This window comes from Enterobacter cloacae complex sp. 394F7 (assembly GCF_057320385.1).
This window is the reverse complement of record NZ_JBXWCS010000005.1, coordinates 114,654-135,910: the sequence shown is the minus strand read 5'-3', so window position 1 is coordinate 135,910 and position 21,257 is coordinate 114,654. Positions and strand designations below refer to the sequence as shown.

19 protein-coding genes are annotated in these 21,257 nt (G+C 59.2%); 8 read left to right on the top strand and 11 right to left on the bottom strand.

What is annotated here, in order from left to right:
• Nucleotides 1-79: 79 nt before the first annotated feature.
• Both nrdB and yfaE read left to right on the top strand, forming a co-directional pair.
• Complete coding sequence (gene nrdB, locus AC2FAK_RS09575; RefSeq protein WP_013098012.1) at nucleotides 80-1,210, top strand: class Ia ribonucleoside-diphosphate reductase subunit beta; 1,131 nt, start codon at nucleotides 80-82, stop codon at nucleotides 1,208-1,210.
• Nucleotides 1,210-1,464 carry a class I ribonucleotide reductase maintenance protein YfaE gene (gene yfaE, locus AC2FAK_RS09570; RefSeq protein WP_014832737.1) on the top strand — a complete coding sequence of 85 codons (255 nt, stop codon included), beginning with the start codon at nucleotides 1,210-1,212 and terminating at the stop codon, nucleotides 1,462-1,464. Before nrdB ends, yfaE begins: the two co-directional genes overlap by 1 nt.
• A gap of 315 nt (nucleotides 1,465-1,779) precedes the next feature.
• On the opposite strand, the gene glpQ is transcribed toward yfaE, so the two are convergent.
• A complete protein-coding gene (gene glpQ / locus AC2FAK_RS09565; protein ID WP_058682440.1) occupies nucleotides 1,780-2,832 on the bottom strand; it encodes a glycerophosphodiester phosphodiesterase in 1,053 nt (350 codons plus the stop codon).
• Between the two features lie 11 nt (nucleotides 2,833-2,843).
• Nucleotides 2,844-4,196, bottom strand: coding sequence for a glycerol-3-phosphate transporter (gene glpT, locus AC2FAK_RS09560; protein ID WP_013098018.1), 1,353 nt, complete (start codon nucleotides 4,194-4,196; stop codon nucleotides 2,844-2,846).
• A 255-nt stretch (nucleotides 4,197-4,451) separates the two neighbouring features.
• Here glpT and glpA point away from each other — a divergent pair, with 255 nt between their 5' ends.
• From glpA to glpC, 3 genes are read left to right on the top strand one after another with little or no spacing between them, the layout of a single operon-like run.
• Nucleotides 4,452-6,080 (top strand): anaerobic glycerol-3-phosphate dehydrogenase subunit A, encoded by a 1,629-nt coding sequence (gene glpA, locus AC2FAK_RS09555; protein ID WP_058678189.1) that lies wholly within the window; start codon nucleotides 4,452-4,454, stop codon nucleotides 6,078-6,080.
• Nucleotides 6,070-7,284 carry a glycerol-3-phosphate dehydrogenase subunit GlpB gene (glpB, locus tag AC2FAK_RS09550; RefSeq protein WP_095455029.1) on the top strand — a complete coding sequence of 405 codons (1,215 nt, stop codon included), beginning with the start codon at nucleotides 6,070-6,072 and terminating at the stop codon, nucleotides 7,282-7,284. The genes glpA and glpB overlap by 11 nt, the downstream gene beginning before the upstream one ends.
• Complete coding sequence (glpC, locus tag AC2FAK_RS09545; protein ID WP_020690658.1) at nucleotides 7,284-8,474, top strand: anaerobic glycerol-3-phosphate dehydrogenase subunit GlpC; 1,191 nt, start codon at nucleotides 7,284-7,286, stop codon at nucleotides 8,472-8,474. The genes glpB and glpC overlap by 1 nt, the downstream gene beginning before the upstream one ends.
• Before the next feature lie 32 nt (nucleotides 8,475-8,506).
• Here the strand turns inward: glpC and AC2FAK_RS09540 are convergent, their stop codons facing one another.
• The 4 genes from AC2FAK_RS09540 to tctD form a co-directional block, all read right to left on the bottom strand.
• The gene (locus AC2FAK_RS09540; RefSeq protein WP_058662046.1) at nucleotides 8,507-9,706 is read right to left on the bottom strand and encodes a nicotinamide mononucleotide deamidase-related protein YfaY; all 1,200 of its coding nucleotides are present in this window, start codon (nucleotides 9,704-9,706) and stop codon (nucleotides 8,507-8,509) included.
• A gap of 93 nt (nucleotides 9,707-9,799) precedes the next feature.
• Nucleotides 9,800-10,339, bottom strand: coding sequence for a YfaZ family outer membrane protein (locus AC2FAK_RS09535; protein WP_013098023.1), 540 nt, complete (start codon nucleotides 10,337-10,339; stop codon nucleotides 9,800-9,802).
• 131 nt (nucleotides 10,340-10,470) lie between these two features.
• Nucleotides 10,471-11,880, bottom strand: a complete 1,410-nt coding sequence (locus AC2FAK_RS09530) for a sensor histidine kinase (protein ID WP_095453379.1) — start codon at nucleotides 11,878-11,880, stop codon at nucleotides 10,471-10,473.
• Nucleotides 11,867-12,541 (bottom strand): transcriptional regulator TctD, encoded by a 675-nt coding sequence (gene tctD, locus AC2FAK_RS09525; RefSeq protein WP_013098025.1) that lies wholly within the window; start codon nucleotides 12,539-12,541, stop codon nucleotides 11,867-11,869. Before tctD ends, AC2FAK_RS09530 begins: the two co-directional genes overlap by 14 nt.
• 141 nt (nucleotides 12,542-12,682) lie before the next feature.
• On the opposite strand from tctD, the gene AC2FAK_RS09520 reads away from it, so the two are divergent.
• The 3 genes from AC2FAK_RS09520 to AC2FAK_RS09510 are packed head-to-tail and all read left to right on the top strand — an operon-like array spanning nucleotide 12,683 to nucleotide 15,629.
• Nucleotides 12,683-13,663, top strand: a complete 981-nt coding sequence (locus tag AC2FAK_RS09520) for a Bug family tripartite tricarboxylate transporter substrate binding protein (RefSeq protein ID WP_029881726.1) — start codon at nucleotides 12,683-12,685, stop codon at nucleotides 13,661-13,663.
• An 11-nt stretch (nucleotides 13,664-13,674) separates the two neighbouring features.
• Nucleotides 13,675-14,106 carry a tripartite tricarboxylate transporter TctB family protein gene (locus AC2FAK_RS09515; RefSeq protein ID WP_013098089.1) on the top strand — a complete coding sequence of 144 codons (432 nt, stop codon included), beginning with the start codon at nucleotides 13,675-13,677 and terminating at the stop codon, nucleotides 14,104-14,106.
• Between the two features lie 11 nt (nucleotides 14,107-14,117).
• Nucleotides 14,118-15,629: a tripartite tricarboxylate transporter permease gene (locus tag AC2FAK_RS09510; RefSeq protein ID WP_095455030.1), complete on the top strand. Its 1,512-nt coding sequence runs from the start codon at nucleotides 14,118-14,120 to the stop codon at nucleotides 15,627-15,629.
• Here the strand turns inward: AC2FAK_RS09510 and menE are convergent, their stop codons facing one another.
• Genes menE through menD form a run of 5 tightly spaced genes read right to left on the bottom strand, consistent with a single transcriptional unit; the run spans nucleotide 15,630 to nucleotide 21,250 of the window.
• A complete protein-coding gene (gene menE / locus AC2FAK_RS09505; RefSeq protein WP_095455031.1) occupies nucleotides 15,630-16,991 on the bottom strand; it encodes an o-succinylbenzoate--CoA ligase in 1,362 nt (453 codons plus the stop codon).
• Nucleotides 16,988-17,953, bottom strand: coding sequence for an o-succinylbenzoate synthase (gene menC, locus AC2FAK_RS09500; RefSeq protein ID WP_095455032.1), 966 nt, complete (start codon nucleotides 17,951-17,953; stop codon nucleotides 16,988-16,990). Before menC ends, menE begins: the two co-directional genes overlap by 4 nt.
• The gene (menB, locus tag AC2FAK_RS09495; protein WP_013098093.1) at nucleotides 17,953-18,810 is read right to left on the bottom strand and encodes a 1,4-dihydroxy-2-naphthoyl-CoA synthase; all 858 of its coding nucleotides are present in this window, start codon (nucleotides 18,808-18,810) and stop codon (nucleotides 17,953-17,955) included. The genes menC and menB overlap by 1 nt, the downstream gene beginning before the upstream one ends.
• Nucleotides 18,807-19,583, bottom strand: coding sequence for a 2-succinyl-6-hydroxy-2,4-cyclohexadiene-1-carboxylate synthase (gene menH / locus AC2FAK_RS09490; RefSeq protein WP_095455033.1), 777 nt, complete (start codon nucleotides 19,581-19,583; stop codon nucleotides 18,807-18,809). The genes menB and menH overlap by 4 nt, the downstream gene beginning before the upstream one ends.
• Nucleotides 19,580-21,250: a 2-succinyl-5-enolpyruvyl-6-hydroxy-3-cyclohexene-1-carboxylic-acid synthase gene (menD, locus tag AC2FAK_RS09485; protein ID WP_095455034.1), complete on the bottom strand. Its 1,671-nt coding sequence runs from the start codon at nucleotides 21,248-21,250 to the stop codon at nucleotides 19,580-19,582. The genes menH and menD overlap by 4 nt, the downstream gene beginning before the upstream one ends.
• Nucleotides 21,251-21,257: the final 7 nt, after the last annotated feature.

The window sequence follows — 21,257 nt, the reverse complement described above, 5'->3', positions numbered from 1 at the left end:
CAGGGAGAGGGAACTCTTTCCCCCTCTCCCTGTGGGAGAGGGCCGGGATGAGGGGGAAATAACACCACAGGACACACTCATGGCATATACCACCTTTTCACAGACGAAAAACGACCAGCTCAAAGAGCCGATGTTCTTCGGCCAGCCGGTCAATGTGGCACGCTACGATCAGCAAAAATATGACATCTTCGAAAAGCTGATTGAAAAGCAACTCTCCTTCTTCTGGCGTCCGGAGGAAGTTGACGTTTCCCGCGATCGTATCGATTTCCAGGCGTTGCCGGAGCATGAAAAACACATTTTCATCAGCAACCTGAAGTACCAGACGCTGCTGGACTCCATTCAGGGCCGCAGCCCGAACGTTGCCCTGCTGCCGCTGATCTCCATTCCGGAACTGGAAACCTGGGTGGAAACCTGGGCGTTCTCGGAGACGATCCACTCCCGCTCTTACACCCACATTATCCGCAATATCGTTAACGATCCGGCGGTGGTGTTTGACGATATCGTCACCAACGAGCAGATTCAGAAACGCGCGGAAGGGATTGCCCACTATTACGACGAGCTGATCGAGATGACCAGCTACTGGCACCTGCTGGGCGAAGGGACCCACAACGTGAACGGCAAAACCGTCACCGTGAACCTGCGCGCGCTGAAAAAGCAGCTGTACCTGTGCCTGATGAGCGTTAACGCCCTGGAAGCCATCCGCTTCTACGTGAGCTTTGCCTGCTCCTTTGCGTTTGCCGAGCGCAAGCTGATGGAAGGTAACGCCAAAATCATCCGTCTGATCGCCCGTGACGAAGCCCTGCACCTGACCGGCACCCAGCACATGCTGAACCTGTTGCGCAGCGGTGCAGACGACCCGGAAATGGCGGAAATCGCTGAAGAGTGCAAGCAGGAGTGCTACGACCTGTTCGTGCTGGCCGCACAGCAGGAGAAAGAGTGGGCAGACTACCTGTTCCGCGACGGCTCCATGATTGGCCTGAACAAAGACATTCTGTGCCAGTACGTTGAGTACATCACCAATATCCGTATGCAGGCGGTCGGTCTTGATCTGCCATTCCAGACGCGCTCCAACCCGATCCCGTGGATCAACACCTGGCTGGTGTCCGATAACGTGCAGGTGGCGCCACAGGAAGTGGAAGTAAGTTCTTACCTGGTCGGTCAGATTGATTCTGAAGTCAACACTGACGACCTGAGCAATTTCCAGCTCTGATGACGCGCGTAACGCTGAGTCTTTCGGGCACAGAAGTGCTGTGCCAGGAAGAGCACCCTTCCCTGCTGGCAGCCCTTGAGGCGAATCAGGTGACGGTAGAGTATCAGTGTCGTGAAGGCTATTGCGGCTCCTGCCGCTGCCGCCTGGTCACCGGCCAGGTGGACTGGCTGACCGAACCGCTGGCCTTTATCAATGAAGGGGAAATTTTGCCCTGCTGCTGCCGGGCAAAAGGTGATATTGAAATCGAGATGTGATTGCCCTGGTTCCCTCTCCCTGTGGGCTGAGGAATCCCCACTAATTTTTTATTAGTGGTTTCAGAGGATTAGAATGAATATTTTGCGAGCAGTTAGATTCACTCAGCTCGTAGACAGACAGAAAACGCTCATAAATGTGCATCTTCTGTCGAGTTATCGGTTGTTTTTAGCTCCATTTTTGAACAATAAACAACCATTTATCCATATCTAATTTTCTGGGGATTCCTCAGCCCTGTGGGAGAGGGTTAGGGTGAGGGCATCAGGCCGCAGAGCCTGATTGTCGGGTGGCGGCTTCGCCTTACCCGACCTACAAAACTATTTTAAGAACGTCACCGCTTTATCCGGGAAATCCGTAAACAACCCGTCTACGTCCGCCTGCTTATACAACACCTCGTAAAGCTGATTCACGTCCGTGGCGTACGGCGGTAACTGGTCTGCGCGCACCGTATACGGATGCACCTGCATCTTGCTGGCGTGTGCCTCTTTTACCATCGCCGTCAGCTTCACGTGGCCCGGGGTTGAACCTTCCGCCACCAGCATGTGGTAATCCGGCCCGATCCCGTCGGCGTACTGCGCGATCTGCTTCATGGCGCCCGGTTTGAACATCCAGTCATAGTTGTAGTTTACCCACTTGCCGTCTGCCTGCTTCTCCTGGGTTTCGTTCCAGTCGGTATAGGCAATCAGCTGGACCAGATTGAGATCCATCCCCATCTTAGGCTCCAGCTCGCTTTTGATGCGCTTCAGTTCTGCGGCGTCAAAACACTGGAGATAAACTTTGTCCTTCTTGCTGGTGTAGCCGTATTGCTTCAGCACCTCCAGCGTCTTCGCGGCAATATCCTTCCCTTCCTGGTGATGGAACCACGGGGCTTTAATTTCCGGATAGATACCGATATTTTTGCCCGTTGAGTGGTTCAGCCCCTGAACAAACTCAATCTCTTCCTGGAAGGTATGGATACGGAAGTCAGATTTACCCATCGGGAAACGTCCCGGATAAACCTGCACCTTCTTGCCGTTTTCAATCTCGAAGCCTTCGGTAAACTTCAGAGAGCGGATTTCATCCAGAGTAAAATCGATGGCGTAAAAACGACCATCTTTACGGGCGCGGTCCGGGAAACGCTCCGCCACATCGGTCACGCGATCAAGATAGTGGTCATGCAGGACGACCAGCTGGTCGTCCTTTGTCATCACCAGATCCTGCTCAAGATAATCGGCCCCCTGCGCGTAGGCCATCGCTTTCGCCGGCAGCGTATGCTCCGGCAGATAGCCGCTTGCGCCGCGATGGGCAATAACGATTTTATCCGCCGCCAGTGCGGAGCCGGTCATCAGGCCCGCCAGCAGCAGACCGGTCGCTAATTGAGTTAATTTCATGGCAATGCTCCTTATTGACGACGCGCCAGCACGTCCGCGTGGTGACGTTTTTCACCGATCATCACAACAATCAGCAGCAGTACCGCCAGCACGCTGCCGCCGATCATCACCATAAAGCCGCCGTCCCAGCCGAAGAAGTCAACGGTATAGCCCACGATGGCGCTCGCCGCGACCGAACCGCCCAGGTAGCCAAACAGACCGGTAAAGCCTGCCGCCGTACCGGCTGCTTTTTTCGGTGCCAGTTCCAGCGCATGCAGACCGATCAACATAACAGGACCATAAATCAGGAAGCCGATGACGATCATACAGGTCATATCCACGCCCGGGTTGCCCGGCGGGTTGAGCCAGTAGACGACGGTGGCAATGGTCACGAGCGTCATAAAGAAGACGCCCGTTGCGCCACGGTTGCCCTTAAATACTTTGTCCGACATCCAGCCGCAAATCAGCGTCCCCGGGATCCCCGCGTATTCGTACAGGAAGTAGGCCCAGGAGGATTTATCCAGCGCGAAATGCTTCACCTCTTTCAGGTAGGTCGGTGACCAGTCGAGGATGCCGTAACGCAGCAGGTAAACAAACACGTTCGCAACCGCGATGTACCACAGCAGTTTGTTCGGCAACACGTACTTCATGAAGATCTGCTTTGCCGTCAGCTCTTCTTCGTGCTTCTCGCTGTAATCATCCGGATAGTCGTTTTTGTACTCCTCAATCGGCGGCAGGCCGCAGGACTGCGGTGTATCACGCATCAGCGCAAAGGCGATAATCGCCACCAGAATGGCGCCAAAGGCAGGCATATAGAGCGCAGCGTGCCAGTCGTTAAACCAGGCCATCCCCAGCAGGAACAGCAGAGGCGGAATGCCGCCACCCACGTTATGCGCGCAGTTCCACACCGACACAATGCCGCCACGCTCCTTTTGCGACCACCAGTGCACCATGGTACGCCCGCATGGCGGCCATCCCATCCCCTGGAACCAGCCGCACAGGAACAGCAGCACAAACATAATGGCGATGCTGGACGTTGCCCATGGCACAAAGCCCATAAACAGCATCACCGCCGCCGCCAGGATCAGACCGGCTGGCAGGAACACGCGCGGATTCGAGCGATCCGACACCGATCCCATGATGAATTTCGAAAAGCCGTAGGCGATGGAGATCCCCGACAGCGCGAACCCGAGATCGCCACGCGAAAAGCCCTGCTCAACCAGATAAGGCATGGCGAGGGCAAAGTTTTTACGCACAAGGTAATACGCCGCATACCCGAAGAAGATCCCCAGGAAAATTTGCCAGCGCAGGCGGCGGTAAAGCGGATCTATTTCTGCCTCAGGCAGACGCGCCCGGTGCGGCGCAGGTTTAAAGATACTGAGCATGACAGCCTCCGTGGCCATGTATTGAATTTACAGGGGTTTAACTGCCCCAAACTCCAGCAAGGCGGGGATGTTAAGAAATCACGGTGATTGTTACTGTGAATCAACGCACAAATTGTTACAGAAATATGACAACATGCGCAAAAAAGCGCATGGAATCACGTTTCACTTTCGAATTTCGCTCGTTTGTGTTCGAAATCAAACAAACCACAGTTTTCATGTGGCTAAATGATAAAAAACGAACACAGAGGGATGACAATGACAATTCACGATCCACGCTACAGCGATGTGATTATCATTGGCGGGGGCGCGACCGGCGCTGGCATCGCACGCGACTGTGCGCTCAGAGGGCTGAGCGTCACGCTCCTGGAGCGCCATGATATTGCGACCGGCGCTACCGGACGCAATCATGGCCTGCTGCACAGCGGCGCCCGCTACGCCGTTACCGACGGCGAATCGGCACGCGAATGTATCGCCGAAAATCAGATCCTGCGACGTATCGCCCGCCATTGTATTGAACCGACCGACGGCCTGTTTATTACGCTTCCCGAAGACGATCTCGCCTTTCAGTCAACTTTCATTACCGCCTGCCAGGCCGCGGGAATTCAGGCACAAGCCATTGACCCGGCCCTTGCACGCCGCATCGAACCTTCGGTTAATCCGGCACTGACGGGTGCAGTAAAAGTCCCGGATGGTACCGTGGATCCGTTTCGTCTGACGGCGGCCAACATGCTGGACGCCCGCGAGCACAGCGCGCGGATCCTGACCGGCCATCAGGTCACCGGGCTTATCCGTGAGGGGCATCGCATCGTGGGCGTGCGGGTCCTGGATACGCAGTACAACGAACACAGCGAGCTATATGCCGCCGTGGTGGTCAACGCGGCGGGGATCTGGGGGCAACACATCGCAGAATACGCCGATTTATCTGTGCGCATGTTCCCGGCCAAAGGCTCGCTGCTGATCCTCGACCACCGCATTAATAACCATGTCATCAACCGCTGCCGTAAACCGTCTGACGCAGACATCCTTGTCCCCGGCGATACCATTTCGTTAATCGGGACCACCTCCACCCACGTTGACTACAGCGAGATCGACTACAATCGGGTCACCGCAGAAGAGGTCGACATCCTGCTGCGCGAAGGAGAAAAACTGGCGCCGGTGATGGCCCAGACCCGCATCCTGCGCGCCTATGCGGGTGTGCGTCCGCTTGTCGCCAGCGATAACGACCCAAGCGGGCGCAACGTCAGCCGCGGCATTGTGCTGCTTGACCATGCCGCGCGCGACGGGCTGGACGGCTTCATCACCATCACCGGCGGTAAATTGATGACCTACCGCCTGATGGCCGAATGGGCGACAGATGCTGTCTGCCGCAAACTGGGCAATAGCGAACCGTGCGTGACCGCAGAACAGCCCCTGCCCGGCTCGCGCCAGTCCACCGAGAAAACGCTGCAAAAAATTATCTCCCTGCCTGCCCCCCTGCGTGGTTCGGCTGTCTATCGCCATGGCGACAGAACACCGGTCTGGCTGGGTGAAGGACGGCTGAGCCGCAGTCTGGTATGCGAGTGCGAGGCCGTTACCGCCGGGGAAGTGCAATACGCGGTGGAGAATCTGACGGTGAATAGCCTGCTCGATCTCCGCCGCCGCACCCGCGTCGGGATGGGCACCTGTCAGGGGGAGCTGTGTGCCTGCCGTGCCGCCGGGCTGCTGCAGCGTTTTCATACCACCACCGCCACCCAGTCGCTCGATCAGCTCAGCGATTTTCTGAACGAGCGCTGGAAAGGCATTCAGCCTGTCGCCTGGGGCGATGCCCTGCGTGAAAGCGAATTTACCCGCTGGGTGTACCAGGGGCTTTGCGGTCTTGAGAAGGAGCAACGCGATGAAATTTGATACGGTGATCGTCGGCGGCGGGCTGGCGGGTCTGCTCTGTGGCATCAAACTCACGAAGCAGGGACTGCGCTGCGCCATTATCACCCGGGGCCAGAGCGCCCTGCACTTCTCGTCGGGCTCGCTGGATCTGGTGGACGAAACGTACCGCGAAAAACTGCCGGCAGAGCATCCTTATCACCTGACTGGCGCGCAGCACATAGACCGCTATGCCCTGGAAACCGAAGCGCTGCTGGCTGATTGCGGCGCACGTATGCAGGGGAGCGCCAGGCAAAATCACGCGCGCGTCACGCCGCTTGGCACCCTGCGTTCCGCCTGGCTCAGCCCGGAGGAGGTGCCCGTTGCCCCGTTCAAGGCCACGCGCGTGCGGGTGGTGGGCATTAGCGGTTTTCTGGATTTTCAGCCCCATCTGGCAGCGGCCTCGCTCAGTCGCCAGGGGGTCAACGCTGAAACGGCAGAGATTGACCTTCCTGAGCTGGATGTCCTGCGCGACAACCCCAGCGAGTTCCGCGCGGTGAATATTGCCCGTTTGCTCGATAACGAAGAGAAATGGCCGCTGCTGTATGAGGCGCTCAAACCGCTTGCAGAGGGATGCGATGCGCTGTTTATGCCCGCCTGCTTTGGCTTACAGGACAACCGGCTGTGGCGCTGGCTGTCCGACCGCCTGCCCTGCTCGCTCGGCCTGCTGCCAACGCTTCCTCCGTCGGTGCCCGGCATTCGCCTGCATACCCAGCTTCAGCGCCAGTTTGTGGCCCAGGGAGGCGTGTGGATGGCGGGTGATGAAGTGAAAAAAATCACCCTGAATGACGGCTCGGTGAGCGAAATCTGGACCCGCAACCACGACGATATTCCGCTTCGTACGCGTTACGCGGTGCTGGCAAGCGGCAGTTTCTTCAGCAACGGTCTGCTGAGCAGCCGGGACGGCATTCGCGAGGCGATTATGGGGCTGGACGTCCGCCAGAGCGCCTCTCGCGCGGACTGGTATCAGAGCGATTTCTTTGCCCCGCAGCCGTGGCAGCAGTTCGGCGTAATCGTGGATAACCAGCTGCATCCGCAACTTTCAGGAAAGTCAGTACCGAATCTCTACGCCATCGGCTCGCTTTTGGGTGGATACGATCCTATCGCCCAGGGCTGCGGCGGCGGCGTCTGCGCCATAACGGCGCTCTATGTGGCAGAGCAGATTTGCCAGCGCACGGAGGCTGAATAATGAACGATACCCGCTTTGAAAGCTGCATCAAATGCACGGTCTGCACCACCGTCTGCCCGGTCAGCGGCGTTAACCCGCGCTATCCCGGGCCGAAACAGGCCGGGCCGGATGGCGAGCGCCTGCGTCTGAAGGACGGCGCGCTGTACGATGACGCGCTGAAATACTGCATCAACTGCAAACGCTGTGAAGTCGCCTGTCCGTCGGATGTGAAAATCGGCGACATTATTCAGCGCGCCCGGGCACGCTATAGCACGCAAAAACCGTCGCTGCGCGATGCCATTCTTAGCCATACCGATCTGATGGGCAGCGTCTCTACGCCATTTGCCCCGCTGGTGAACGCCGCGACCTCGCTGAAACCGGTGCGCCAGCTGCTGGATGCCACGCTTAAGATCGACCATCACCGCAGTCTGCCCAAATATTCCCACGGCACTTTCCGCCGCTGGTACAAATCCGTAGCGGCAGACCAGGCGCGGTATGCCGACCAGGTCGCGTTCTTCCATGGCTGCTACGTGAATTACAACCATCCGCAGCTGGGTAAAGATCTGCTGAAAGTGCTGAACGCCATGGGTACAGGCGTGCAGTTACTGAACAAGGAGAAATGCTGCGGCGTGCCGCTGATCGCCAACGGGTTTACCGATAAAGCGCGCAAACAGGCCAGAAGCAACGTCTCGTCGCTGCGCGAGGCCATCGTCGATAAAGGCATTCCGGTGCTGGCCACCTCCTCGACCTGTACCTTCACGCTGCGCGATGAGTATCCGCACCTGTTGGACGTGGACAATACCGGCCTGCGCGAACATATCGAGCTGGCAACCCGTTTCCTGTGGCGCAAGCTGGACAGCGGGCAGACGCTACCGCTGAAAAATTTACCCCTGAAAGTGGTCTACCACACGCCGTGCCATATGGAAAAAATGGGCTGGGCGCTTTACACGCTGGAACTGTTGCGGTTAATTCCGGGGCTGGAGCTGACGGTGCTGGATTCGCGCTGCTGCGGCATTGCGGGGACGTACGGCTTTAAGCGTGAAAATTACGAAACATCACAGGCAATTGGCGCGCCGCTGTTCCGCCAGATTGAGGAGAGCGGCGCGGATATCGTGGTGACCGACTGCGAAACCTGCAAATGGCAGATAGAGATGTCCACCAGCAAGCGCTGCGAGCATCCGATCACGTTGCTGGCGAAGGCCCTGGGTTAGGTATCGCCGGGGCCGCCGCCCCGGCAAACCGGTCACTCAACGAACAGCGATTCCACCACGTTGATCCAGCCGTGCTCGCTGGCCACCTCTTTACCTGCCAGCCAGCGACGCAGCATGTTCAGCGCCATCATGGCGCAGACGTCCTGACGCACCGCCAGGCTGTGGCGGGTGATACTCATTTTGACTCTTAAGGCATGCGTCCCTTCCGGCGTAGCCAGCGCAAAGTTGAGATATTCCTCATCCATACCCCCGACAAACAGCGCCAGCCCGGCAAAATGGTTGACCCGGCGTTCTGACGCCCAGCGCGCCGTCTGCGCCAGCGTCTCCTGCTGGAACGGCACCACCTCGCTGGCCAGCAGAGGAGCATTAACGCGCGACAGTTGCAGCGCCAGCAGGCCGCCGGTGAACTGCTCGCTGAGGGTGACGCTCAGCTGGCGCGACTGCAGATGCTTCGCAATCTGCGCCGGTAGCCCTTCCGTGCCCTCGAAAATCAGACTTTCGCCCGCCACGCGCTGCACTTCCGGCCAGAGCGCCAGCATCGCCGCTTTCTGCGTGGCAGGCCCGGTGAGCTTGAGTTCAATGATCGGCATGGAAGAGCGATAGCCCATGGATACCCCAGGCGGCAGCGGCAGGTGATCGAGGCTCTGCGCCAGATCGCTTTCCGAACGGCCAAAGGTGGTCAGGCGCAGGCAGACTGGCGGTTCAGGCAGGGTAAAACGTTGACGAAGGCGCGGCAGGATCTGCTGTTCGACCATCACTTTAAATTCAGACGGGACACCCGGCGTGAAGAACATCAGGCAGCGGTTCAGTTGAACGGCGAAACCGCAGGCGGTACCCACCGGGTTATCGACCAGTTCGGCGCTGGCCGGGATTTCAGCCTGTTTGCGGTTGCTGGGTGCCATCACGCGGCCACGTTCGGAGAAGAAACGCTCCATGTGGGCCAGCCACTCCTCGTGCAATACCAGCCCTTCGCCTTTGGCGGTCGCGGCAGCCAGCGCGCTGAGATCGTCGCTGGTGGGGCCCAGCCCACCGTTCACAATCAGCACGTCGCAGTGTTCGCTACGCTCGCGCAGGACAGTCACCAGCGACTCAAGATTGTCGCCTACGGTATTGCGGCGCGTTAACGGTAATCCTTGCTCAAAGAAAAGATCGGCAAGCCAGGCAGCATTGGTATCAATAATCTGTCCATGCAGCACTTCGTCGCCGGTGGATAACATCTCCACATTAATCATTGTGTTCTCCCGCTTATATGGTGAAAACACTATAGCGCAATCACCGGCATGGAGAGGAGAGAAACTGGCGCGACGGACGCCGCGCCGGAGGGGTTAGAAGCCTGCGCTGACGCCCACGTACGGGCCGTCAGCCAGCGCGTTGTCGCGGTTGCCGTCTTTGCCCGCCAGATTCAGATAACGATAACCCGCTTCAATGGTAATCGGGCGCATGATGGTCCAGCGCGCACCCGCGTTGGCTTCTTCATAGCTGTCGATACCGCTGGAGAGGGAGTCCGGAGAGTAGTAGTACTCACCAAACAGGCCGAAGCTGTCGCCAATTTTCCACTGCAGACCGCCGCCCACCGCTGCCGCATACCCTTCGTCGCCGTCGTTCGGGTTGGTGTAGATACCTTTACCGCCGACGGTGGCCAGGAACGGGCCAAGAGGAATATTCAGACCCAGGCCGAGGCTTGCCGCATCGCCATCGTCGTCGTTATGCGTCCAGCCGCCGGTCATCGCCAGACCGGCGGTCTCGGTACCCAAGCCAAAGCCCAGGTGGGTGTAATCCTGACCCGCAGAGCCGTTAAAACTGATGGCGTTAGCCGCCGCCGAAACGAATATCAGGCCTAAGCCCATCAATGCCACTTTTTTCATTATCATGTTCCCGCGCAATTTATAGAAAAGTCCCAAAAAAACCGCGAGATTTTAACCTGAGACGCCTGGCGATCAAGCACTCTGCGTGCGGCGGGCAAGTAGATTGTAACGATTTGAAACGCGCGGTTTTTTTACGTCAGCAACAGAAAGCGCATTTTTACGCTCAGCCCTCCCAGTGCCTCACTGCGGGAAAGCTGCAGGTGGCTTCGGTGAAGCCGGGCGATATCGCTCGCCAGCGCCAGCCCGATACCCGATCCGCTGGCGTCCCCGACGTTTTCCAGCCGATGGAAAGGCAGTACTGCCTGATGAATTTGGCTGTCTTCGATGCCGGGCCCGCTATCCTCCACGCTGAGCTCAACGCCGCCCGCGTCGGTGTGCAGGAACACGGTGACGATGCCTCCTGCCGGGGTGTACTTGATCGCGTTCTCAAGCAGGTTGGCGCACAGCTCCCCCAGCAGCACCTCATCACCGTCTATGATGACGGGTTGCTGAATGCCGTCATAACCCAAATCGATCGCCTTGCTGCGCGCCTGCGTCAGTCTGGAGAAACAGCAGTTCTGCACCACCTGAACCAGGTCCACCGGCGCAAACTGGCGATCCCCCTGCTCTTTGCGCCTCACCGTGGAGAGTTGCAGCAGCCGTTCGGTGAGGACGATGGTGTTATCCAGCGTCACGTTCATGGCACGTAAACTCTCCTGCCACAAGGCCGGATCGTTTCGCGTCAGGGCAACGGAAACCTGGGTTTTGAGCACCGCCAGCGGCGTTTTGAGCTGATGAGACGCATCGGCGTTGAAGCGCTCCTGGCGGGAAAGCACGCCGCGTAATCTGTCGATATAACGGTTAAAAGCCACGATCAGCAGCCGCGTTTCCGACCAGGGCAGCAGCTCCGGCAGCGGGGCCAGCAGCCCAGGCTCACGGCGCACCATCAGCGAGGAGAGCTGACGCATCGGGCGCAGCACGCGGCGCAGCAGCCAGGCGGTTAAGACCAGCGTCAGCAGCACCAGCAGTCCCTGCGAAACGAGCGATGAAAACAGAAGCTGAGTGGCCAGATAGCGCCGCGACTGCAAGGTTTCGGCGACGTAGATCTCCGCCATACCGGAAACATTGTCTTCGTTAATTGGCTGGAGCAGCTTCGCCACGCGGATCGCCTGGCCGCGATACTCGGTATGATAAAACCAGGCCAGCGCGGGATAGTGCGTGGTGCGCGACGTGGAGGGGGGCATGTTCGGCAGATCGTCATAGCCGGAGATCACCCGCCCCTCCGGGTCAACCACCTTGTAATAGAGACGATCGTTCATGTTCAGCTCAAAGCTGTCGAGCACCACCCAGGGAACATCAACCAGCAGCTTGCCGTTGTGCACCTCCAGCCGCTCAGAGACGGTACGCGCCGAAGATAACAGCGTGCGGTCGTACGCCTGGGTCGCCGCCTGCAGGGCGCTGACGTAACTGTTAAAAGCCGATAATCCCCACAGCAACAGCAGCGGCAGGCCGAGAAAAAGCAGCAGTTGCAGATAAAGCGACTGAGGCTTAACCCACTTCATCGCCGCACTCCAGCACATAGCCCAGTCCGCGCAGGGTGGTGATCCGCACGCCGCTGCCGCTCAGCTTTTTGCGCAGGCGATGAATGTAAAGATCGAGACTCTCCGGGCTGACGTCGTCGTTCAGGCTAAACACCTGATCGAACAACTGCTGCCGGGAAACGGGGCGGGTGCGACGATGCATCAGCACCTTCAGCAGCGACAGTTCGCGCGGGGTGAGCGAGAGCGGCTCGTCGCGCAGCAGGAAAAAACCGTCGTCGTCATACTCCAGCTCCCCAAGGCGCTGGCGTTCCTGGGTTCTCCCCTCGCTTCTGCGCAGCAGGGCGCGAAGCCTGGCGTCCAGCTCCTCCAGCTCAAACGGTTTTGGCAGATAATCATCTGCCCCGGCGTTCAGGCCTTTTACCCGATCAGCCACGTTGCTGCGTGCGGTGAGAAACAGCACCGGCAAGGTCTGGCCGCGTTTACGTAAACGGTGCACCACCTCCAGGCCGTCAAAACCGGGCATACCGATGTCCAGTATCGCTACCGCGTAGTTTTCCCCCTGCAGCAGATGATCGGCCGCGCGCCCGTCAGAAACGCAGTCTACGGCAAAGCCTTCCTGCACCAGCGCTTTCTCCAGCCAGTGAGCCAGCTCACGATTATCTTCCGCCAGTAAGAGACGCATATCACATCCTGTAAAGTTGGTGTCGCGTTGAAAGGGAAATGAAAGGTTATTGTTTTAACAATCACGCAACGGAACCGCTACAAGGTGGTTCACATAATCAGAAAAAAACCCGTACCCGTACCCCCGGCGTGAGGATAAACGATGAAAAAACAATTACTTTCAACGATTGCTGCAAGCGTATTAATGTTGAGTGCCTCTGTTGTCCAGGCGCAGGACGCCCCGTCCCGCACCGAATGTATCGCTCCGGCCAAACCGGGCGGCGGTTTCGATCTCACCTGCAAGCTGATTCAGGTCAGCCTGCTGGAGACGAAGGCCATTGAAAAACCGATGCGCGTGACCTACATGCCAGGCGGCGTGGGCGCGGTAGCCTATAACGCGATTGTCGCGCAACGACCGGCGGAAGCCGGCACGGTGGTGGCCTTCTCCGGCGGCTCGCTGCTTAACCTCTCCCAGGGCAAGTTTGGCCGCTACGGCGTGGATGACGTGCGCTGGCTGGCCACCGTCGGTACCGACTACGGCATGATTGCCGTGCGTGCAGATTCCCCATGGAAATCCCTGAAAGATTTGCTCACCGCCATGGAAAAAGACCCTAACAGCGTGGTGATTGGCGCAGGCGCCTCCATCGGCAGCCAGGACTGGATGAAAGCCGCCCTGCTGGCGCAGCAGGCGAAAGTGGATCCGCACAAAATGCGTTACGTGGCGTTTGAGGGCGGCGGTGAACCGGTGACGGCGCTGATGGGCAACCACGTGCAGGCAGTTTCCGGTGACCTCAGTGAAATGGTGCCCTACCTGAACGGCGATAAAATCCGCGTGCTGGCGGTCTTCTCCGAAAACCGTCTGCCGGGACAGCTGGCAAACGTGCCGACTGCAAAAGAGCAGGGTTATGACCTCGTCTGGCCGATTATCCGCGGCTTCTTTGTCGGGCCAAAAGTGACCGATGCCGAATACCAGTGGTGGGTCGACACCTTTAACAAATTGCAGCAGACAGACGAATTTAAAAAGCAGCGCGATCTGCGCGGGCTGTTTGAGTTCAACCTGAACGGCAAGCAGCTGGACGAGTATGTCAAAAAACAGGTGAATGACTACCGCGAGAAAGCAAAAGCGTTTGGCCTGGCCAAATAACCGGAGGCGCTATGAGCGATCGCATTTTTGCCGGGATCTGGTTGTTGCTCTGCATTGGCGGGATGTTCGTCGCCTGGCAGATCCACAGCGAATACAGCTATGAACCCGTGGGGCCCCGCCCCTTTCCAATGGGCATTGTCGGCCTGATGCTGCTTTGCTCGGTGGCCATGCTGTTACGCCACCCGGATACCGTAGAGTGGCCGCCTAAGCGCATTTTGCAGCGGCTGCTGGTGATGGTCATTGTGCTGCTGATGTATGCCTGGGGCTTTGAATGGCTCGGCTTCCCGGTGGCGACCGCCATCCTGACGATGGTCATCGGCACGCTGTTTAACGCCAGCCTGCCTGCGGCGGGGATCTCGGGCGTGGTGATGGGCATTTTCCTGTGGTACGCCTTTGACCGCCTGCTGGATGTGACGTTGCCGCTTGGCGCCTGGCTTAATTAACGGAGCACGCTATGGATACCTGGATTTACCTCTCACAGGGGTTCGCTGTGGCGATGACCCCGGAAAACCTGGTGATCGCCCTGATCGGCTGCTTCGTCGGGACAATCGTCGGTCTGTTGCCTGGGCTTGGGCCCATCAACGGGGTCGCTATTTTGCTCCCGCTGGCGTTTGCCCTGCATCTGCCTGCGGAATCAGCGCTAATCCTGCTGGCGACGGTCTACATCGGCTGTGAATATGGCGGCCGAATCTCGTCAATACTGCTCAACGTGCCCGGGGATGCGGCGGCCATTATGACCGCGCTGGATGGTTACCCGATGGCGCGGCAGGGGCGCGGCGGCGTGGCGCTGTCTATTTCCGCCGTCAGTTCGTTCTTTGGCTCGCTGATTGCCATTGGCGGCATCATTCTGTTTGCGCCTGCGCTGGCCCAATGGTCGCTGGCGTTTGGCCCGGCAGAATATTTTGCCCTGATGGTCTTCGCCATTGCCTGTCTCGGCAGCATGATGGCGCAAAACCCACTGAAGTCGTTTTTGTCTGCGCTGATTGGCTTAGGGTTAGCCACCGTCGGCGTGGATGCCAACACCGGGGTCTATCGCTTTACCTTCGACAGCGTTCACCTGTCCGACGGCGTGCAGTTTATCGTGGTCGTGATTGGTCTGTTCTCTGTCTCTGAGATCTTACTGATGCTGGAACATACCAGCAGCGGGCAGACGCTGGTGCGTAAAACCGGCCGGATGCTCTTTAACGCCAAAGAGGGCGCGCAGTGTATCGGTACCACGCTGCGTTCAGCGGTCATTGGCTTCTTTGTCGGCATTCTGCCGGGCGCCGGGGCGACCATCGCCAGCGCCATCACCTACATGACGGAGAAAAAACTCAGCGGCAACAGCGACAGCTTTGGTAAAGGCGATATTCGCGGCGTCGCCGCACCCGAGGCGGCTAACAATGCCTCGGCCTGTGGCTCGTTTATTCCCATGCTGACGCTCGGCGTGCCCGGCTCCGGTACCACGGCGGTGATGATGGGGGCGCTGACGCTCTATAACATCACGCCAGGACCGGCGATGTTCACCGAACAGCCGGATATCGTCTGGGGGCTGATTGCGGCACTGCTGATTGCCAACGTAATGTTGCTGGTCATGAACATCCCGCTGATTGGCCTGTTCACCCGTATGCTGACCATTCCGCTGTGGTTCCTGGTACCCGCAATCGCGGCCGTCTCGGCGGTAGGGGTGTATGCGGTGCACAGCACCACCTTCGACCTGATTCTGATGGTGGTGCTGGGGGTGTTCGGCTACATCTTGCGTAAAATGCACTTCCCGATGTCGCCGCTGATTCTGGGCTTTGTGCTGGGTGAGATGCTGGAACAGAACCTGCGCCGCGCCCTGTCCATCAGCAATGGCAATATCGCCATTCTGTGGGACAGCAATGTGGCGAAGATCCTGCTGGCGCTGGCTATTGTGGTGGTGGTCGTGCCGCCGGTGCTGCGCCTGCTGCGTCGTCAGCGTAAGCCGCAGCCCGATATCGGCTAATTAACCTGACAGCTGGGCATTCACCCACTGTTTTAACGCCTGGCGGGAGATCTTAATCCCGCCATTTTTTAACTCCGCAGGCAGTACCAGCCAGTGCACGGGCTGCTCAAATCGCGCCAGTTTGCCCTGTACCCATTCCGGCAAGCGGGTGATATCCGTTCCCGGTTCACACTCCACCACCGCTACCGGACGCTGACCAAATTCGGCGTCATTCAGCGGAACAATGAAGACCTGGCTGATGTGCGGATGGGTCGCGATAATCCGCTCAAGGCTCTCCGGCTGAATGCCCTCGCCTCCACTGAAAAAGAGGTTATCCATCCGACCGAGGATCGTCAGGCGACCGTCATGCAGTTCGCCGCGATCGCGGGTGGCAAACCAGCCCTCTGAATTCGTGAGCGGCAGCAACGCGCCGTCGCGCCAGTAGCCTGAGGCCATGCTTTGCGCCTTGATCCACACTTCACCGTTAACGACCTGAACCTCCCTGCCCGGCAATGCGCTGCCCACGTCCGGCTCACCGTCAGCCTCTTTCGCGCAGACGGTAGAGGCAAACTCCGTCAGGCCATAGCCACAAAACGTAGAAATACCCTGCGCGCGCGCCTGTTGCGTCAACTCAACGGGGATGGCGGCCCCGCCCAGCAGTACCGCTTTCAGCGCGATCCGCTGGTGGGTATTGAGCAGACGCCAGAGCTGGGTTGGCACCAGCGAGGCATGCGTACACCCCTGCAAGGCCTGCTCCAGCGGCTGCTTCTCGCGTACGGTTAAGCGCGCGCCAGCCTGCAGCCAGCGCCATAAAATCCCCTGCCCGGAGACATGAAACAGCGGCAGCGAAAGCAGCCAGTCGTCATCGTCGCCGTAGGGCATCAGCGCGAGGACGCCCTCAGCGCTGGCAAGATGCGCCCCGCAGGTATGAACGGCCGCTTTCGGCAGCCCGGTGGAGCCGGAGGTGAGCGTCATTGAAGCCAGCCGCTCAGGCTGCCATGCCACGCTGTATTCGCCGGACGGAGCATGCATGCTAAGCGCGGCGAGCCCGTCATAGTGACCGTCCAGCACCAGCGCAAAACGCAGCGTCATCTGCGGAAGTAATACCTCCAGCAGCGGATGCGGGAGCTGGGGATTAACGGGAAGAATTCGCGCACCGCACTGGAGCAGCGCCAGCCATGCCAGCAGGGTCTGCGGGTGATTATGGGCGAGCAACAGCACGCCGTCACCCGCCTCCACGCCCTGCTGATGAAACCCTGCAGCCAGATTGTCGATGCGGGTGCAGAGCTGTTGCCAGCTCAGCACCTCGTCGTTGAGACGCAGAGCCGGTTTATCGGCACGCTGCTCGCGCCAGTGCCGCCACGGCCAGTCGCTAAAACTCATTGCAACGGCTCCAGCGCCTCAACGCCCGCGCACGGCAGCTCGCTCCCCGGCCACGGGCGAATGAGCTGGGTTTGCATCAGGTTTAACGTATCCAGCCCCGGGATGGTGTCGGGGGTTAACCAGGCGGCAATGCGCGCCAGCTGCGTCAGCCCAAGGCTGGATTCGATGGAGGAGCTGATCACCGCCGTCAGCCCTGCGCCATGCGCTGCCGCCACCTGTTCGCGCACCTTCGCAAGACTGCCCGTTAGCGTCGGTTTTATGACCACGGCGCTGACGCCAGGCTCGGCGCTAAAGGCAAAGTCCGCCTCGCGCAGGCTTTCATCCCAGGCGATGGCAATGCCGGTTTCTCGGGCAAAAGCGCGTGAATCCTCACGGGTTTTGCACGGCTCTTCCAGAAAAGCGATGCGGCTGCGGTACGCCGGGTTGACGTACTTCGCGAACTGCTGCGCCTTAAGCGGCGTCCAGGCGCGGTTGGCATCCAGACGCAGGCGCAGATCGGGGATCGCCTCCAGCAAGAGGTTAGCGACCATGCCGTCGCGTACCGCTTCGTAAAGACCGACTTTGATTTTCGCCACTTTCTCGCCGGGCATTGCGCTGAGCAAGGCAAACAGCTCGTCCGGATCGCCCGTGCAGAGCGGCGCGGCACGGTAATCGGCCTCATCAGGGAGGCTGCCGTCGAGCTCCGCGAGCGCGCAGCTGATGCCAAACGCAGCGGAAGGGAGATCGGGCAGCGGCGGATTCAGGCCTGTACGCCATTCCTCTACCCATGCCATCAGCGCAGCCTGCGCCTCCTCCAGCGACTCCAGGCTAAAGCCCGGCAGAGGCGAAATCTCGCCCCAGCCCTGCCCTTCACCCTGCTGCAGTTGCACGAAGAAGCCATCACGGGTTTTTAACCGCCGTTCACGCAGCACCACGCCCGCGTCCATCGGTATCTGCCAGCGGTAAACCTGCGCGCGACGCATTACGGGTTCCGTTTGTATTTACTGAAGTCCGGCTGGCGTTTTTCGTTAAACGCGTTGCGTCCTTCCTGACCCTCTTCGGTCATGTAGAACAGCATGGTGGCGTTACCCGCCAGCTCCTGCAGCCCCGCCTGACCGTCACAGTCAGCGTTCAGGGCCGCTTTCAGGCAGCGCAGCGCCATTGGGCTGTTCTGCAGCATTTCGCGACACCAGCGAACGGTCTCTTTTTCGAGATCGGCAATCGGCACCACGGTGTTAACCAGGCCCATATCCAGCGCTTCCTGGGCGTTATACTGACGGCACAGGAACCAGATTTCGCGGGCTTTTTTCTGACCGACAATGCGCGCCATGTAAGAAGCCCCCCAGCCGCCGTCAAAAGAGCCGACTTTCGGGCCCGTCTGACCGAAGATAGCGTTCTCTGCGGCAATGGTCAGATCGCACATCATGTGCAGCACGTGGCCGCCGCCGATGGAGTAGCCTGCCACCATGGCCACCACGGGTTTTGGGCAGGTACGGATTTGACGCTGGAAATCAAGCACGTTCAGGTGATGGGTACCCGCATCGTCCTGGTATCCGCCGTAGTCACCGCGTACTTTCTGATCGCCGCCGGAGCAGAAGGCTTTTTCACCTTCCCCGGTCAGGACGATAACGCCGATGTTGTCGTCATAGCGCGCATCCGCCAGGGCCTGAATCATCTCTTTTACGGTCAGGGGACGGAAGGCGTTACGCACCTGCGGACGATTAATGGTGATTTTGGCGATACCGTCAGCCGATTTGTGGTAACGAATGTCGGTGTAACCTTCGGAGCAGTCTTGCCATTCAACCGGTGCATAGAGCATGTTTTCATCAGGATAGATCATAGAGTGTCCTTTATTCGACGACGCAGTATCTGAGCCAGACTCGCGCTAACCGCCCCGGGATTTTCCCGGTGGGCGTTGTGTCCGGCGTTTGGAATGACATGGCGAACAGCGTTCAGTTCAGCGGCCAGGGCCGCGAACTTCTCGTCACGTTCGCCATAGAGATAATTAAAAGGGAAATTTCGCTCGCTGAGTGCGGCACGCAGGTCTGGTTGCACGGCGAGCGAGGTTGCCTCAAGCATCATCGCCAGGTTTGTGCCCGCGTTGCGACAGCGCAGGGCGATGAGCGCCCTGCGCTGGCTGTCCGTCAGGGAGGCAAAGACAGGCTGTTGATACCAGTCGGCAAAGACGTTTGAGAGAGGCTGCGTGCGAAAACGCTGCGCCCACAGATGGTCGGATGCTGCTCTTGCCTCTCGTGCTGCGACCCCCTTCAGGCCCGGATGTCCGCCTTCCACGATGATGCCGCAAAGCCCCGCAGGATCCTGACAGGCATGAAACATCGCAATACGGCCGCCAAGGGAGTACCCCACCAGCCAGTAGTTAAGTATGTTGTAACTAACAAGGGTTCGGGTAAGCACGTCACTCATCTCGTCGAACCCCGTGACGGCCATACTGGCGGACCGGCCATGCCCCGGCAGGTCGAGATAAAGCCGGGGATAATCGCTGAGCGCCTCGCCGACCGTCTGCCACTCGCGGCAATCGCCAGAAAATCCATGCAAAAAGACCAGCCAGGGGTAACCTGGCTTACCGGCCTGTTGCGCGCCTGCGAGGATCACAGGTGGCTCACCTGCGCCAGCAGACTTTGCAGCTTCTGCGCACCGTCAGCCTCGTTGACGACCAGTTCAATCAGCGTTGCACCGGGCTGTCGCCAGGCGCTGCTCAGGACTGCATCCAGCGCTTCCCAGTTTTCCGGGCGGTGGTATTTCAGGTTAAACATTGCTGCGGCATGTTCAAACTGCACGTTCTGCGGCATCAGATAGAAGCGCTCGCGTTCGCTCTGCGGTGTCGGCAGCAGGGAGAAGATCTGCCCGCCGTTATTGTTGACCACAATCAGCACAAACGGCGCCGACACCTGCCGCAGCAGCGCCAGCGCATTGAGATCGTACAGCGCTGAAAGATCGCCCACGATCGCCAGCGTGGATTTCGCGCTGGCTCGCTGCACACCCGCCGCCGTGGAGATCAGCCCGTCAATGCCGCTGGCTCCCCGGTTACTGTAGACCGGATAGCCCGCAGGAAGTTTTGAGAACGCATCAATCAGACGCACCACCAGGCTGTTGCCGACAAACAGTTGCCCCTGCTCCGGCAGATACCGGTAAATACGGTGCGCCAGCTCCGCTTCACCAAATTCTTCGCATTCTGCACGGGTCAACTCCCACGCCTGACGCGACAGCGCCGGGATCTCAACGGCCCACGGGGCGCGCTTTTCCGCCGGGTGGAGCGCCAGCCAGGCGTCAATGTCGCTCACCAGACGACGACCGCGATGGTGCGCCGGATCGAGCCGCCCTTCCAGTGGATCCACCAGCCAGTACTCTTCCGGGCTACAGGTTGCCTGCCACTGCAGTAACCGTTTGCCGGTCAGGCTTGCGCCCAGCTGAACCACAATCTGCGCCTGCGCCAGTTCAGTCACCGCTTTCGCATTCCCGAGCCAGAGATCGGCACACGGCAGCGGCTGTCCGGTCTGGGACAGCACGTCGCCAATCAGCGGCCAGCCAAGGGTGTGTGCCCATTCGGCCACCTGCCTGCCTTCGGCGGCGCTCATGCGCCCGGCAATAACCACGCCGCGTTTTTGTCGCCAGAAGAACCAGTCACGTTGCTTTGCGCTCTCAAGGTGTGTCTGCTCGCGCAGCCACGGCTTTTCGCTCTCCCACCAGTCGCCAAGCAGCTGCTGCCAGGCAAGACCGGTGTCGTCCATTTCGCCGTACAACGGCTCGGCAAACGGACAGTTAATATGTAACGCCCCGCTGCGCAACGTCTCCATGGCATGATCGACGGTCGAGACCAGCCAGCTTGCGGGAATGTCCTGCGTGGGTCGGGGTAACGAAACCGTCTGCGAAGGATGCGAGGCAAAGAGGCCCAGCTGACGAATAGCCTGGTTCGCTCCGCAGTCAATAAGCTCCGGCGGGCGATCGGCCGTCAGCAGAACCAGTTTCTCACCGGTCAGCCCGGCTTCAATAAGGGCCGGATAGAGGTTTGCCACGGCAGTACCGGAGGTGACGATTACCGCCACCGGTTCCTTGCTGACCTTTGCCAGCCCCAGAGCCAGGTGGCCCAGGCCGCGCTCGTCAAAATGGGTGTGGTGAATAAATGCCCGGTTCTCTGCTGCCGCCAGCGTCAGCGGTGTGGAGCGTGAGCCCGGCGCAATACACACATGCCTGACGCCATGGCGAGTCAGGGCTTCAAGGATCACCGTCGCCCAGCGTCGGTTAAAAGAACTTACTGACATGAGATTG